This window comes from Alicyclobacillus shizuokensis NBRC 103103 (assembly GCF_001552255.1).
Lineage (GTDB): Bacteria > Bacillota > Bacilli > Alicyclobacillales > Alicyclobacillaceae > Alicyclobacillus_G > Alicyclobacillus_G shizuokensis.
Window position 1 is genome coordinate 148,721 of the sequence record NZ_BCQV01000004.1, and the last position, 14,771, is coordinate 163,491.

The window sequence follows — 14,771 nt, forward strand, 5'->3', positions numbered from 1 at the left end:
GATGGCGTTCAAAACCTACCAAGCTCCGGTTGACGGAGAACCGATAACAAAGCAAGCGGGGAAGCTGAAGGTTCCGGATGTGCCCATCATTCCGTTCATTGAGGGAGATGGTACAGGTCCCGATATTTGGCGCGCCTCTCAGCGTGTGTTTGACGCGGCGGTGGCCAAGGTGTACGGTGGCAAGCGGCGGATTGCGTGGTACGAGGTGTATGCCGGTGAAAAGGCTTTCAACAAGTTCGGCGAATGGTTGCCGGACGACACGCTGACCGCCCTCTCCACCTACCTGGTGGGCATCAAGGGCCCGCTGACGACGCCGGTCGGTGGCGGCATCCGCTCCCTGAATGTGGCGTTGCGCCAGGAGCTGGATCTCTACGTCTGCCAGCGCCCTGTCCGCTGGTTTCGCGGTGTTCCCTCGCCGGTCAAGCAGCCTGAACTCATCGATATGGTCATTTTCCGGGAGAACTCCGAAGACATTTACGCCGGCGTCGAGTGGGCGGAAGGGACTCCGGAGGTCAAGAAGGTCATCGACTTCCTGCGCAACGAGATGAAGGTCACCAAGATCCGTTTCCCGGAAACCTCGGGCATCGGCATCAAACCGGTCTCGCGTGAAGGCACCGAGCGGCTGGTGCGAGCGGCCATCGACTACGCGTTGGCGCACGGGCGCAAGAGTGTGACGCTCGTGCACAAAGGCAACATCATGAAGTTCACTGAAGGGGCGTTCAAAAACTGGGGCTACGAACTCGCGGAACGCGAGTACGCCGACAAGGTCTTCACATGGGCTCAGTACGACCGCATCAAAGCGGAGCAGGGGCAGGACGCAGCCAACAAGGCGCAGGCCGAGGCGGTCGCCGCTGGCAAGTTGATTGTCAAGGACGTCATTGCTGACGCTTTTCTGCAGCAAATCCTCCTGCGTCCGGCGGAGTATGATGTCATTGCCACTCTCAACCTTAACGGTGACTACATCTCGGACGCACTGGCGGCGCAGGTTGGCGGGATTGGCATTGCGCCGGGAGCCAATATTAACTACGAATCGGGTCACGCCGTGTTTGAGGCTACGCATGGCACCGCCCCCAAGTATGCGGGACTGGACAAGGTCAATCCGGGTTCAGTCATCCTCTCGGGCGTCATGATGTTTGAGTACCTGGGGTGGCAAGAGGTTGCTGACGCAATCACTTCGGCCCTGGAAAAGACGATTGAGCAGAAAGTCGTCACCTACGACTTCGCCCGCCTGATGGAGGGCGCCAAAGAAGTCAAAACCTCCGAATTCGGCGACGCATTGATTGCCAATCTATGATGGATTGGTTCGGCATTTCAGCTATGGAAGGGACTGCGAGGCATGGAAGTCAAGGAGGAATTGAAAATGATTAAACGGAAGAAAATTTCCGTTATCGGAGCGGGGTTCACCGGTTCAACGACGGCGTTCATGCTCGCGCTGAAAGAACTCGGGGACGTGGTGTTGGTCGACATTCCGCAGTTGGAGGACCCGACCCGCGGAAAGGCGCTGGATATGGCCGAAGCGCTGCCGGTGGTCGGCCAGGATGTGCATGTCATCGGCACCTCCAGTTACGAGGACACGGCCGGATCGGACCTGGTCATCATCACCGCCGGTGTGGCCCGCAAGCCGGGAATGAGCCGCGATGACTTGGTGACGACCAACGCCGGCATCGTCCGCTCGGTCACTGAGCAGGTGGTCAAGTTTTCTCCCGACACCATCATCATCGTGCTCAGCAACCCGGTGGACGCCATGACCTACGTGGCGTACAAGACCTCTGGATTTCCAAAGAACCGCGTCATCGGCCAGGCCGGTGTGCTCGACACCGCGCGCTTCCGCACGTTTGTGGCCGAGGAGGTTGGCGTGTCGGTGGAGGACGTGTCCGGTTTTGTGCTCGGCGTGCACGGGGACGACATGGTTCCGCTCATCCGCTACTCGTACGTCGGTGGCATCCCACTGGAGAAGCTGTTATCCAAGGACAAGATTGACGCCATCGTCGAGCGTACCCGCAAGGGTGGCGGTGAAATCGTCAACCTGCTCGGCAACGGCAGCGCTTATTACGCACCGGCCGCCTCGCTGGTCCAGATGGCGGAAGCCATCCTGAAAGACAAGCGGCGCCTGCTGCCGGCGATTGCCTATCTGGAGGGAGAATACGGGTACCAGGACCTGTTCCTCGGCGTACCCACGATTCTGGGTGGCAACGGACTGGAGAAGGTTATCGAGGTCGATCTCTTGCCTGAGGAGAAGGAAGCGCTAGACAAGTCGGCCCAATCGGTTCGCAGCGTCATCAACGTGGTCAAGTCCAAGCGGTAACCTCCGTTCCCATTCCACTCGGCCGTCTACCCTTTCACAGGATGCGTCCGGTCCGGGTAGTCTAGGTGTCGGCATGGTTATCGAGATGGCCGCTGCTGGTCTCCCCATCGCCCGGGCGGCCGGATCGCCCGAAAGCCTGTTGAAAAGCCTGCGCCTGACGGCGTAGGCTTTTTCTTGAACGCGTGTGGAACGGTATGGCAGGCTGACCAAATGCCGTCTGTCCCGGTTGCCTGCAGAGCGGCCAATTGGGTCCCGCCCGTGTGGTACAATGGGGAGAGCAAGCCGACGTTTCGACCCCCATTTGGGAGTGAGGTACCTCTATGGCCACGGACGCACCGAAACTTGTCCTCATCGATGGCAACAGCATCACCTATCGCGCATTCTTCGCACTGCCGCCGCTGTCCAACGCGCGCGGACAATTCACCAATGCGGTGTTTGGGTTCACGCAGATGTTGCTGAGACTCCTGCAGGATGAAAACCCAACACATATCGCCGTGGCGTTTGACGTCGGCAAGACGACGTTTCGGCACCATGTGTTTGAGGAATACAAGGGAACACGACAAAAGACACCCAGCGAGCTTTCGGAACAGTTTCCGCTCGTGCGCGAGGTTCTCCACGCGTTTCGGATCCCGGTGATTGAACTGGAAAACTATGAGGCGGACGATCTTATCGGCACGCTCTCGCGGATCGCGGAGGCGGAAGGTCTGCCCACCTTGGTCGTATCCGGGGACAGGGATCTCCTGCAGTTGGTCAGCGATACGGTTCACGCCGCCGTCACACGCAGGGGCATCACCGACATGGACGTGTATGATGTGGAGGCGGTGCGCGCCCGTTTTGAGCTGTCCCCGGAACAGATTGTTGATCTCAAGGGGCTTATGGGCGACAACTCGGACAACATCCCGGGCGTGCCCGGGGTTGGGGAGAAGACCGCCATCAAGCTGCTCAAAGAGTACCATACAGTCGAGCGCGTGCTGGAGCACATCGACGAGATCCCCGGCAAGAAACTGCAGGAGCGGCTGCGTGAGAACCGGGAGCAGGCGTTGATGTCCAAGCAACTGGCCACCATTTGCCGTAAGGCCCCGATTGACGTCAGCATCGACCAACTGAAATACGAAGGCTATGAGGCAGCGGCGGTGCGCCGCGTGTTTCACGATTTGGGTTTTCAGTCACTCATCGACAGGATTTCCGGGGAAATCGACAGCCCCAGCGAGGCTCGCTCGGACGTGGGCGCGGATGGCGGGCAACTGCCTGATCTGCAAGTGGAGGTGATTGTGGATAAACCGCAGCTGCAGTCCATGTGGACGAAGCTGAGCGGTACCGTTGGGATTGTGCCCCACTTCGCCGAGGGTGGGTACCAGACGGCCGACGTGTGCGGCGTGGCTATCGGTTTGGCCAATCACGGCTACTACGTTTCGTTCGCGGGCGAACTGGGTATGGCGGATGTCCAGAGGTTGTGGACGGACGACTGGGATAAAGTGGTCTTTGACATCAAGGCGTTGGCGGTCGCTCTGGACAGTCACGGCCACAGCCTGCAGCTGGACGACAGTTGGGACGACGCCATGATTGGCAGCTATCTGCTCAATCCTTCCGACGGAGAGCCGTCGTTGGCCGATATTCTGGAGCGGGAGTTGAAGGTCCGCCTGGATGATCGATTGCGCCGTGCGGCCGGCGGTCGGGTGTCAGGCGCCGGCCGCGGAAAGTCGGCCGATGCCCATTCCATGCCAGATGCCGACGCGGCGCGGGCCGAGGCCGAGGGGTTGGTCCGCATCGCCTCGCTGTTGATAGATCTGAACCGACACACTCAGCAGGCTCTGTCGGCGCAGGACCTGGAGCGTCTGTACCGGGAAGTGGAGCTGCCGCTGGCGATGGTGCTGGCACGCATGGAGTCGCTCGGCTTTCTGGTGAACGCTGATTGGCTGCGCCAGTATGGAGAGGAACTGTCTGGGCGCATTGCCGAGCTGGAGCAGGATATCTATCGTTTGGCCGGGTGCGAGTTCAACATCAACTCGCCAAAGCAGCTCGGCGAGGTGCTGTTCGACAAACTGGGCCTACCAGCGGTGAAAAGGACGAAGACCGGGTACTCGACCAGCGCGGATGTGCTGGAGAAGCTGGCGTCCTACCACGAAGTCGTCGAACGGATTCTCGAGTTTCGACAGCTCGGCAAACTGCAGTCCACATACGTGGATGGGCTGCTCAAGGTCATTCGGCCTGAGACGGGGCGCGTGCACACCCGTTTCCATCAAACGCTGACCGCCACCGGACGGCTTTCCAGCAGCGATCCGAACCTGCAAAACATCCCCATCCGCATGGACGAGGGACGCCGGTTGCGCCAAGCATTCACAGCCAGCTACGAGGATTGGTCGATTCTCTCGGCCGACTATTCGCAGATTGAGCTACGCATTCTCGCGCATTTATCGGGTGACGAGACGCTGATTGAGGCGTTCCGCCAAGGCATGGATATCCATACGCGCACGGCGGCGGATGTGTTTGAGGTGAGTCCGGAGGAGGTCACACCGCTCATGCGCCGCCAGGCCAAGGCGGTCAACTTCGGCATCGTGTACGGCATCAGCGACTATGGGCTGTCGCAAAACCTGGGCATCCCGCGCAAGCAAGCGGCGGAATTCATCGAGGGATACTTCGCCAAGTTCCCTGGCGTCAGGCGCTATATGGACGAAGTCGTGGAGATGGCGAAGCGGCAAGGGTATGTGACCACCTTGCTGAACCGTCGCCGCTATTTGCCCGACATCCGCAGCCGCAACTATAACCTGCGCAGTTTTGCCGAGCGGACGGCGATGAACACGCCGATTCAGGGCACGGCGGCCGACATCATCAAGTTGGCGATGGTGCGCATCGACGAAGCCTTGCAGGGCTCCGATTTGAAGGCGCGTATGCTGCTGCAGGTGCACGACGAGTTGATTTTCGAGTGCCCGAACAGCGAGTTGGAGGCGCTCCGTGAGCTGGTCGAGGACAAAATGGAGAATGCCATGGTGCTGAGTGTGCCGCTCAAGGTGGATGTACACGTAGGCAAAACGTGGTACGAAGCGAAATAAAGCGTCAAGTCAAGACATCAAGTCCAGGCGTCCGCCGGAACGCAGGTAGAAGGGGGTGCATGCTGTGCCGGAGTTGCCCGAGGTGGAAACGGTCCGACGCAGCCTGGAGGCGCTGGTTGTCGGCAAGACGATAGGCAACGTGGAGGTGCGACTGCCGCGCCTCATCCGTACACCGGACGATGTGGAGCGGTTCCGAGCGCAGCTGGCTGGATGCTGTATCGAGGCGGTGGAGCGGCGTGGGAAATATCTCATCTTCCGCGTTCCGCCCTACCGCCTGATCTCTCACCTGCGCATGGAGGGTCAATACCGCCTCCATCAAGCGGGGGAGCCCGAGAGGCCCCATACTCACATCATTTTTCATTTCACGGATGGGACGGAGCTCCGCTACCGGGACGTGCGCCAGTTCGGCACCATGGACCTCATTGCCGAAGGCGATGCTTTGCCGAAAGGGGTGGCGAGCCTGGGACCGGAGCCCTTTGCGGACGATCTGGATGGGGCGACTCTCTACCGTCGCATCCATCGGCGCAGGGCGCCCATCAAGGCGGTGCTGCTTGATCAGACGTGCCTGGCAGGGCTTGGAAACATCTACGTGGACGAAGCCCTGTTCCTGGCCCGCATCCATCCGGAGCGGTTGGCCGCGAAGGTCACCCGCCGCCAGGCGAATGAACTTTTGACCGCCATTCGTGCCGTGTTGAGGCGCGCCATTGACGCGGGCGGATCGTCCGTGAGCACGTACGTTGACGGCTACGGGCGGCACGGCGGATTCCAGATGGAGCTGAATGTGTATGCGCGCGAGGGGGAACCGTGCCGCGTCTGCCAGACCCCCATCGAGAAAACGCGCGTAGGTGGCCGAGGCACGCATTATTGCCCCTTGTGCCAGCGCCCGCCCCGGACCTCGCGCAGGCCCTCGACAGCCCGCGGGAAGAGGAGGACAGCCACATCCGGTCTAGACAACGGATCGGACACGCGGCTGACGGCGCATGAGCAGAACTCACAGCTGCCGGTGGACGACAACCCCGCCGGCCAAGGGGTGGGCGCATGAGCGGACTCATCGTGGGCTTAACAGGCGGCATCGCCACGGGGAAGAGCACCGTCTCCAACATGCTGCGGGAGCTCGGCGCCTATGTCGTGGACGCCGACGTGTGGGCGCGCCGAGTGGTCGAGCCCGGAACGGACGGATGGCGTGAGGTGGTGGAGGCGTTCGGGCCGGACGTACTCCACCCGGACGGGAGCTTGAACCGGGCGGCCCTGGCGGCCATTGTCTTCCACGACCGGGAGGCTCGGCAGCGACTCAACGCCATCACTCACCCCCGTGTGCGCCGCGGCATGCGCTCCGAATCGGACGCCTATTTGGCCGAGCACCCGGGCCATCCGGTCATCTGGGACGTGCCACTGTTGTTCGAAGGGGAGACGCGGTGTATGGTTCAGCGCACCGTCGTCGTCTATGCGGACGAGGCGACGCAGTTGTCTCGCCTGATGGCGAGAAACGGCTACAGTCAGGCGGAGGCCGAGGCGCGTATCCGCGCCCAGATGCCCATTGAGGAAAAGCGTCGATTGGCCGATTATGTCATCGACAATACCGGGACTTTAGAACACACCAGAGAGCAGGTTGAACGCGTATGGAAGAGCCTTCGCAGCGACGCGGCCGGGTGCGGATCTTCATCGTCAACAGGCGCATCGTAATCAGTCTGATTTTGCTGATTGCGCTGGTCGGGCTCATCAGTTCCAACCGGTTTTGGCAGTGGATGTACCCGATTGGATACGCGTCCGAGATACAACAGGCGGCCCACGCTGCCCATGTCGATCCGCTGCTGGTCGCGAGTGTGATTCGCGTCGAAAGCAAGTTTCACACCGACGACGTCTCCCACGCCGGAGCGGTGGGACTCATGCAGCTGATGCCCGGGACCGCCCAGTGGATCCGCGTGCAGATGCGGCGCCACGGCGACCAAGACCCCACGCTTTCGGGCCCATTGGATCTGCATGACCCCCGCACGAACATTCGCATCGGCAGCTGGTACATCCATTATTTGCTGGTCACCTTTCACGGCAACCAGGCCGCCGCGATTGCCGCCTACAACGCAGGGCCGCGGCGTGTGAGCGGTTGGTTGAACGACGGCACTTGGAGCGGCGGGCTCAAGGACGTAGAGCAGATTCCCGTGGGCGAGACGCGCCACTTCGTCGACCGGGTGTTCTACAACTATACGCTGTACAAACGGATTTACGGGTTTGAAGCGGCGTGGAAGATGCAGACATAGGAGAGCGCGGGCGGACGGTTTACGAGGGAAACCGCCCCGGCCTGGGGCCGGTTGTTGGGCTTAGCGTAAGATCTGGGACGGCGTTGGGTGGCGGGGATATGGCGTGTGTTCCGGCGGTTGACACGCCCTGGGGTAGCCCGTATAATAATGGTCGTCACTTCGAATCAATCGTGTGACATATCAAACCATATGTCGAGGTGGCGGAATCGGCAGACGCGCACGTTTGAGGGGCGTGTGGGGAAACCCGTACGGGTTCAAGTCCCGTCCTCGACACCATAGAGTCTTGTGCGGCAAGGGTTCTTGGGAAAATCGGACCAGGGACCCTTGCTTTCGCTTTGGCTTCGATAGTCGCCGTGACATGTGTGCAGACACATCCCAACGTGTGCGTGGCTCGTGAATCGAGGCGCATACGTCTCAGAAGGGGGCCGAAATGGCAGAAAAACGTGCTCACAGAAGTGTCTCCAGGGATGGCGACATACGACTCTTTGTCTTCAGTCGAGGCAACGTTCTCTGTCTATCGCCCAATCAACCATACCTGTCCTGGTCTGCGGCGAGATGCATATGGCTTTACTACCACCGTGACAATTTCAGAGACAAGGCAAATAAAAGACCTGAGTTGACATCTCTATGAATTACGTATACAATCTATATCGAGGTGTGAAAACGTTACCATATGATAAATGTGTATAAATGATTCCCAGTTTGTAGGTATAGGTGCAGATTCGATGACAACAATCAAAGATGTGGCCCAATTGGCTCGAGTCTCTGTATCGACCGTTTCTCGTGTTATCAACCAGAATGGTTACGTTGAAAGGGATACCTATAATCGCGTCGTTGCTGCAATGGAAACACTTAATTACAAGCCAAACGCTGTTGCACGAGGATTGGTCATCCGTAAAACAGCAACACTTGGTCTCATAGTTCCGGATGTTGCGAATCCGTTTTTTTCGGATGTCGCACGCGGGGTTGAGGACGAGGCGATTGAGAATGGATACACCGTAATTCTGTGTAATACAGATTGGCAAGTCACGCGTGAGGATATGTACATTCAACTCCTTCGCGGGAGGTGGGTGGAAGGCGCTATTATCGTAGGGAACCGAGCGGCCCCAGAATTCTTGATGCATCAATTGGAGGATGTGCCGTTCATCCTAGTGGACAGCAGGCCGAATCAGATCGTTAATGCCGTTTGGAGCAATAACTTGGTCGGGGGTAGAATGGCCACACAACACCTTATCGATAACGGTTGTTATCGGATCGTACATATATCGGGCCCGGAAGGTTCTCCTTCCGCGCTTGCTAGACGAGAGGGCTTCTATCAAGCAGTACTATCCGCTAGGAATGTCCAAGTTTCTGTCGTCTCAGGGGATTTTCGATTTGATGGCGGGTATCAAGCTGCGGTGGACCTGTTGAAATGTAGGCCACATCCAAATGGAATTTTTGCAGCAAATGATATGATGGCGATTGCCGTCATTCAGGCGGCAAATGAGATGGGGATCCGAATCCCAGAGGATGTTATGTTGGTCGGTTACGATGACATTACGATGGCACGGTGTGTGTATCCATCTCTGACAACCGTTGCTCAACCTGCTTATGATATGGGACGAACGGCGTCAAAGCTGCTGATAACACAGCTAAAACATGGAGTCAGTGACTTGCAGCACGTTGAATTCAAGCCAGAGTTGAAGCTGCGTAAGTCGACAGAAAGAATGTCATAGAAGAGTGATTTCCGAAAGGTTGCTTCACCTAGAGGAGGGCAGCATGAAATCTGCAGGGATATTACATAGTGAAATCTCGCTGTTGGTGGCTAATCTAGGGCATGGCGATGAGGTTGTGATTTCGGATTATGGTTTTCCCGTACCCGACGGCATCCACCGTATCGATTTGGCAGTTACTGCGGGAGTACCCGATTTTTTGACCGTTCTACGTACAGTATTGAGTGAACTTTGTGTTGAAGAGGCAATACTTGCTGAAGAATTAAAAGGCCAGAAGGGTTATTTGCAAAGTGTTGTGGAAACGTTACCATGTCGCCCGCAATACGTCTCACATAGAGAGCTGAAATTACGTAGCAATCGTGCCAAATCCGTTATACGAACAGGAGAATGGACACCTTATGCAAACGTTATTCTGCGTGCCGGTGTACCGTTCTGATGGGAGGGAAGTGAATGAGTGTCCTCGAGATGCGAAACATATCCAAGTCCTTTGGGGCCGTACGCGTTCTCAATGATGTTTCCCTGTGTGTCAAGTCGGGTGAGGTACTCGCGCTCCTTGGTGAGAATGGGGCCGGTAAATCAACTCTGATGAAAATCTTAACCGGCATCTACCCAGCTGATGGAGGTGAAATTGTAATCGATGACAAACGATTAATTATAAGAAATATTCAAGACAGCCGGGCAAACGGAATCGAAATCATCCACCAGGAATTAAGTTTGTTCAAGAATTTGTCTATTGCTGAAAATTTTTTGATAGGACATGAGGAACGCTATAGGCGGTCACTTGGTTTCATTGACTACAAGAAGCTGTACCTAGAGACGAAGGAAGCCTTGGAACGTGTAAACCTGCACAAGCCGGTCACGACGAAGGTTGCAGACCTCGGCGTTGGTGAGCAGCAACTGGTCGAGATCGCCAAAGCATTGCAGTCGAGAGTGCGATTCCTGATATTGGACGAGCCGACAGCGGCATTGACTGAATCGGAGACTGATCGTCTTTTCGCCCTCATTCATCAGCTCCGCGAAGATGGGGTCGGAATGATTTATATTTCGCACCGCATGGAAGAGCTCTATCAAATCGCGGATAGGGTTGAGATCCTCCGGGACGGGCGGATGATTGGAACGCGAGATATGAAGACGGTGGATGAGCGTGAGTTGATTGCCATGATGGTGGGACGTGATGTTGAAGATCGCTATCCCAAGGAAAGGGTGCCGGTGGGTGATGTTATCCTCGAGGTCGAAGGACTAACGAACGATGCTGTACATGACGTGAATTTGACTGTCCGAGCGGGTGAAATTGTCGGCTTAGGTGGTTTGATGGGAGCTGGCCGTACGGAAGTCGCTCGGGCATTGGCCGGAGTGGACAAGATGAAAGGGGGAGTGGTCCGTTTCAAGCAGGTTGAGCGGCATTTCAAGTCAATTGCTGACGCGATTCGCGCTGGGTTAGCCTTCGTCACGGAAGATCGTAAGCGGCAAGGGCTGATTCTGTCGTTTTCGATCCGGGAGAACCTAGCTTTACCCACATTGGATCAACGGAAGAGATTTGGTCTGGTTCAGAAACGCGCAGAGCAGACGTTTGCCAATGACTATATGAAACGAATGGGAATTCGAGCTGCCAACTCAGAGCAGGCGGCCGGTAGCCTGAGCGGTGGCAATCAACAGAAGGTCGTACTTGGGAAATGGATGGCAAGTCAGCCTGATTTGCTGATTTTGGACGAACCGACTCGTGGCGTCGATGTCGGCGCCAAGCAAGAGATATATGAATTGATGAACAAGATGGTCCGTGAGGGCAAAGGTATCCTGATGATTTCTTCTGATCTCCCGGAACTGTTGGGGATGTGCGACAGGATATACGTCATGTATCAGGGCACAGTGCAAGGGGAGATTACCGAAGAAAACAAGACAGAAGAAAACTTTATGATATTGGCCACAGGAGGAGTTCTTGGATGAAGAATCTTGTTCGAAGATATCATTTAGGCCCGTTTCTCGGGTTTGTCGTCCTATTCATCGTTCTATCCATTATCTGTCCAGAATTTCTGACTTTCAACAACCTGCGTAACGTAGCCATGCAGACGTCAGTGAATATACTACTAGCCGCTGGAATGACATTTGTCATCTTGACCTCCGGGATTGACCTTTCGGTAGGTTCCACCTTGGCCGTCACCGCGGCAATCAGTGCTCAGCTGATGGTCGCACACGTGAATCCATGGTTGGCGATGATCATCGCATTGATAATAGGGCTCTTGGCTGGCTTGCTAAATGGAATATTTATTGCCTACGGTCGACTTGCGCCATTCATCGTTACACTCGGTACGATGCAACTATATCGCGGCATTACTGAGATCCTAACGCAAGGCATGCCGATTTTCTACCTGCCGCACTCGTTTACGAGTCTCGGCACGGCTTACGTTGCTGGGATTCCACTTCCCGTCATTGTCACGGTCATTGTTCTCATTATGGCTTGGATTATTTTACATAAGGCGGTGCCTGGTCGTCGGATCTACGCCATTGGAGGCAACGAAGAAGTAGCTCGCCTTGCGGGCGTATCTGTAAAAAAATACCTATTAGTTGTATATATGATTAGCGGCTTGCTCGCCGCACTGGCTGGCTTGGTTCTGACTGCCCGTCTTGGGTCGGCTGAGCCAACCGCCGGTACTGGTTACGAACTGGATGCTATCGCGGCCGTTGTACTTGGCGGAACTAGTCTGTTCGGCGGTGAAGGCACCATCGTAGGAACTGTCATTGGCGGTTTGATACTCGGCGTGATCGACAACGGTCTGAACTTGTTGAGTGTTAACTCTTTCTGGCAGGATGCGGTAAAAGGCGCCATCATCCTGGTTGCGATTCTACTAGACCGGAAAAGACCGTCCCGCTAGTCGCTAGTTTGCTGCCAGTCGTGGCTGGTAGTCAACATATATATTTAGAATCCTTTTCTGAGTGCGAGGAGGTTTTCAATCATGAGAAAGAAAAGTGTTGTTGTAGCATCTGCGTTGACCATTGGCTTATTGGCTGGTTGTGGCGTGACAGGAGGCAGCCCGAACACTGTGAGTGGCAATACAAGCAGTTCGAGTAGTTCAGCGAGTGGCAGTGGCAAAACCATTGGATTTGCTGTATCGACGCTTAACAACCCGTTCTTTGTCGCTATGCAGAAGGGCGCCAAAGAGGAGGCGCAGAAAGAAGGAGTAAAACTCATTGTTGACAATGGTAACAACGATTCCTCCACACAATTGAATCAGGTAGAAGATTTAATTCAACAGAAGGTGGACGCAATTATTTTGAATCCTGTTGACAGTCAAGGGCTGGCACAGGCTGTAAAAATGGCCAACAACGCGAATATTCCGGTGATAACCCTGGATCGTACTGTGACAGGTGCTAAGGTGACGACTTACATCGCTTCTGATAACGTTAAAGCTGGCAAAATGGCGGCTGACGAGTTGATCAAAGCATTGGGCGGTAAGGGCAGTGTAGTTGAACTGCAGGGGCAAATCGGTACATCCTCGGAGCGTGAACGGGAACAAGGGTTTGACCAGGAAATCAAAAAGGCTTCTGGAATACAGGTTGTGGCTAGGCAAGCGGCGAATTTCGACCGCAATGAGGCTCTTAATGTTATGCAGAACCTCTTGCAAGCTTATCCAACTGTGAAAGGAGTTTTTGCTCAGAATGATGAGATGGCCCTTGGCGCGTTGAAGGCTATTGAGCAATCGGGGAAATCCGGGATTCGGATTGTCGGAATTGACGGTGAAGCAGAGGCCGTGAATGATGTCAATAAGGGCTTACTGTACGCGGATATTGCTCAACAGCCAGAAAGGGAAGGCCAACTGGGGGTGGAATACGCAATTAAAGCGGCTAACGGGGAGAATGTGGATGCCATTGTTTCCTCGCCCATCAAGCTCATCGAAAAAGGAAGTTCGTTTAAAGGCTTTTAATTGAAAGGCGATCAAATAAATGTCATATATTTCTGTTGTTGGTAGTATAAATATAGATGTCGTGTTGCGGGTTCGTCGGCATCCCCGTCCAGGAGAAACGATCCATGGCCATGGGGTCGTGTATCAGCCAGGCGGTAAGGGAGCGAATCAGGCGGTTGCTGCCGCCCGAGCTGGAGCCAATGTCAGGATGTACGGCGCCCTCGGGAATGATGAGTTTGCCAACACGCTCAATGCGGCACTAAGACGAGACGGGATTGACATCGCATATGTGCAAGCATTTGAGGGTGAGTCTGGAATAGCATTTGTCTCTGTCGACGAACTTGGTGAAAATACCATTATAGTGGCCGCTGGTGCGAATGGGCGATTGACTACCGAGATGCTCAGGGAAGCGGTAAATAACGGAATGTTTTCCGGAGTTGATACGCTGCTGGTCCAGAATGAGATCCCGGCGGACGTTAGCCTGTATGCCATGCAGACGGCACATGCTGCAGGCATCCACGTCATCCTGAATCCAGCGCCGGTGGCCGGGGTGTCACTGGATTGGCTAATGTACGTGGATACCTTGGTGGTTAATGAAACTGAGGCTGAAGCGCTAACCGGCATTGCCCCGACAACAGACATTGAGGCGGTAATCGCTTCCCTGCTGGAGGCCGGGGCAAGGGAGGTTATAATTACCCTCGGTACAAAGGGAGCGGTCTATGCCGCGCCCGGTGACGGCGGAGGCGGTCAAGGAGCTCTGAATTCGAATGGTATGACGCTCATTTTTCAGCCTTCGTTTCAGGTGAACGCACTTGACTCAACGGCTGCCGGCGACACCTTCGTCGGCGCATTTGCGGCTGCCCGAAGTGAAGAAATGGATATTAGGCAGGCGCTGCGATTCGCGTCGGCGGCGGCAGCGGTTACCGTTACACGTAATGGAGCGCAAAATGCGATTCCCACACGTCGAGAGATCGACTCTTTGCTAGTCGGGGAGTCGACTCATTAGATACAGAAAACTTGTTCGCCCGTGCGTTTCAAGGGAATCTGCGTGTATATCATGGCAGGCAGCAAGTATATCGTAGGCCTGTGGGGCTGTCCTAAAACTCATCGTAAGATGACGAAGGAGACAGCCCCGGTTGTGTCTGGTGATTTGTTTTTTAGCATTCTGTGCGAAAAGGCAGTTCTTCCCACGCTGATAAGGCCGCCTTCTTCATCAGATTGTGAGCTAAACAGATGAGTTCCATCTCGATGGGCGTCTTGAATAGACCCCCTAGGCGAAATCTGCGGAACCCGCGATTGGCTTTTAGATGTCCAAACATACTCTCAACCTCTACCATACGTCGGACGGAGAGTTCGCGACCTTCCTCGTTGAGCAGTTGTTCCCTCGTAATTTGCTTGTGTTTTCGTAGCTCACGACTTACGGCAATTTGCCGGTTACTCGATCCTTTCGTACACTGAGATCGCAGCAAAGGTATGTTGCACAGGCGTCACATCGGTAATATCTTTTCTTCGCTCAGTATCCCGTCTCCGTCCTTTCGTATCGTCTGTAG

At 55.6% G+C, this 14,771-nt stretch carries 13 protein-coding genes and 1 tRNA gene; 13 read left to right on the forward strand and 1 reads right to left on the reverse strand.

The annotated features are described in order from the left end of the window. Position 1 precedes the first annotated feature (1 nt). From icd to rbsK, 13 genes are all read left to right on the forward strand, one after another. Positions 2-1,294 (forward strand): NADP-dependent isocitrate dehydrogenase, encoded by a 1,293-nt coding sequence (icd, locus tag ASH01S_RS02415; protein WP_067922853.1) that lies wholly within the window; start codon positions 2-4, stop codon positions 1,292-1,294. Between the two features lie 66 nt (positions 1,295-1,360). Beyond that, positions 1,361-2,305 carry a malate dehydrogenase gene (gene mdh / locus ASH01S_RS02420; protein WP_067922855.1) on the forward strand — a complete coding sequence of 315 codons (945 nt, stop codon included), beginning with the start codon at positions 1,361-1,363 and terminating at the stop codon, positions 2,303-2,305. 320 nt (positions 2,306-2,625) lie between these two features. Further along, on the forward strand, positions 2,626-5,355 hold the full coding sequence (polA, locus tag ASH01S_RS02425) for a DNA polymerase I (RefSeq protein ID WP_067922859.1): 2,730 nt from the start codon (positions 2,626-2,628) through the stop codon (positions 5,353-5,355). Positions 5,356-5,419: 64 nt separating this feature from the next. Continuing rightward, complete coding sequence (gene mutM, locus ASH01S_RS02430; protein WP_083516747.1) at positions 5,420-6,397, forward strand: DNA-formamidopyrimidine glycosylase; 978 nt, start codon at positions 5,420-5,422, stop codon at positions 6,395-6,397. Beyond that, entirely contained in the window at positions 6,394-7,038 is a 645-nt protein-coding gene (gene coaE / locus ASH01S_RS02435; protein ID WP_067922861.1) for a dephospho-CoA kinase, read from the forward strand. The genes mutM and coaE overlap by 4 nt, the downstream gene beginning before the upstream one ends. Then, on the forward strand, positions 6,975-7,610 hold the full coding sequence (locus ASH01S_RS02440; RefSeq protein WP_067922863.1) for a lytic transglycosylase domain-containing protein: 636 nt from the start codon (positions 6,975-6,977) through the stop codon (positions 7,608-7,610). The genes coaE and ASH01S_RS02440 overlap by 64 nt, the downstream gene beginning before the upstream one ends. A gap of 191 nt (positions 7,611-7,801) precedes the next feature. Next, positions 7,802-7,886: transfer RNA gene (locus ASH01S_RS02445), tRNA-Leu, on the forward strand. Between the two features lie 449 nt (positions 7,887-8,335). Further along, positions 8,336-9,325, forward strand: a complete 990-nt coding sequence (locus ASH01S_RS02450; protein ID WP_067922866.1) for a LacI family DNA-binding transcriptional regulator — start codon at positions 8,336-8,338, stop codon at positions 9,323-9,325. 43 nt (positions 9,326-9,368) lie between these two features. Beyond that, complete coding sequence (rbsD, locus tag ASH01S_RS17780) at positions 9,369-9,758, forward strand: D-ribose pyranase (RefSeq protein ID WP_083516748.1); 390 nt, start codon at positions 9,369-9,371, stop codon at positions 9,756-9,758. Between the two features lie 14 nt (positions 9,759-9,772). Then, on the forward strand, positions 9,773-11,266 hold the full coding sequence (locus tag ASH01S_RS02455; RefSeq protein ID WP_067922872.1) for a sugar ABC transporter ATP-binding protein: 1,494 nt from the start codon (positions 9,773-9,775) through the stop codon (positions 11,264-11,266). Beyond that, positions 11,263-12,192: an ABC transporter permease gene (locus tag ASH01S_RS02460; protein ID WP_067922875.1), complete on the forward strand. Its 930-nt coding sequence runs from the start codon at positions 11,263-11,265 to the stop codon at positions 12,190-12,192. The genes ASH01S_RS02455 and ASH01S_RS02460 overlap by 4 nt, the downstream gene beginning before the upstream one ends. A gap of 81 nt (positions 12,193-12,273) precedes the next feature. Beyond that, positions 12,274-13,242: a D-ribose ABC transporter substrate-binding protein gene (locus tag ASH01S_RS02465; protein ID WP_067922877.1), complete on the forward strand. Its 969-nt coding sequence runs from the start codon at positions 12,274-12,276 to the stop codon at positions 13,240-13,242. Between the two features lie 19 nt (positions 13,243-13,261). Then, complete coding sequence (gene rbsK, locus ASH01S_RS02470; RefSeq protein WP_083516750.1) at positions 13,262-14,227, forward strand: ribokinase; 966 nt, start codon at positions 13,262-13,264, stop codon at positions 14,225-14,227. A gap of 151 nt (positions 14,228-14,378) precedes the next feature. On the opposite strand, the gene ASH01S_RS19610 is transcribed toward rbsK, so the two are convergent. Next, positions 14,379-14,690 (reverse strand): transposase, encoded by a 312-nt coding sequence (locus ASH01S_RS19610; protein WP_169794170.1) that lies wholly within the window; start codon positions 14,688-14,690, stop codon positions 14,379-14,381. Between the last annotated feature and the right edge of the window lie 81 nt (positions 14,691-14,771).

Excerpts from the sequence above, each read along its gene's own strand:
- icd (WP_067922853.1), top strand. The coding sequence starts at position 2 with ATGGCGTTCAAAACCTACCAAGCTCCGGTTGACGGAGAACCGATAACA.
- mdh (WP_067922855.1), top strand. The coding sequence starts at position 1,361 with ATGATTAAACGGAAGAAAATTTCCGTTATCGGAGCGGGGTTCACCGGT.
- polA (WP_067922859.1), top strand. The coding sequence starts at position 2,626 with ATGGCCACGGACGCACCGAAACTTGTCCTCATCGATGGCAACAGCATC.
- coaE (WP_067922861.1), top strand. The coding sequence starts at position 6,394 with ATGAGCGGACTCATCGTGGGCTTAACAGGCGGCATCGCCACGGGGAAG.
- ASH01S_RS02440 (WP_067922863.1), top strand. The coding sequence starts at position 6,975 with ATGGAAGAGCCTTCGCAGCGACGCGGCCGGGTGCGGATCTTCATCGTC.
- ASH01S_RS02450 (WP_067922866.1), top strand. The coding sequence starts at position 8,336 with ATGACAACAATCAAAGATGTGGCCCAATTGGCTCGAGTCTCTGTATCG.
- rbsD (WP_083516748.1), top strand. The coding sequence starts at position 9,369 with ATGAAATCTGCAGGGATATTACATAGTGAAATCTCGCTGTTGGTGGCT.
- ASH01S_RS02455 (WP_067922872.1), top strand. The coding sequence starts at position 9,773 with ATGAGTGTCCTCGAGATGCGAAACATATCCAAGTCCTTTGGGGCCGTA.
- ASH01S_RS02460 (WP_067922875.1), top strand. The coding sequence starts at position 11,263 with ATGAAGAATCTTGTTCGAAGATATCATTTAGGCCCGTTTCTCGGGTTT.
- ASH01S_RS02465 (WP_067922877.1), top strand. The coding sequence starts at position 12,274 with ATGAGAAAGAAAAGTGTTGTTGTAGCATCTGCGTTGACCATTGGCTTA.
- rbsK (WP_083516750.1), top strand. The coding sequence starts at position 13,262 with ATGTCATATATTTCTGTTGTTGGTAGTATAAATATAGATGTCGTGTTG.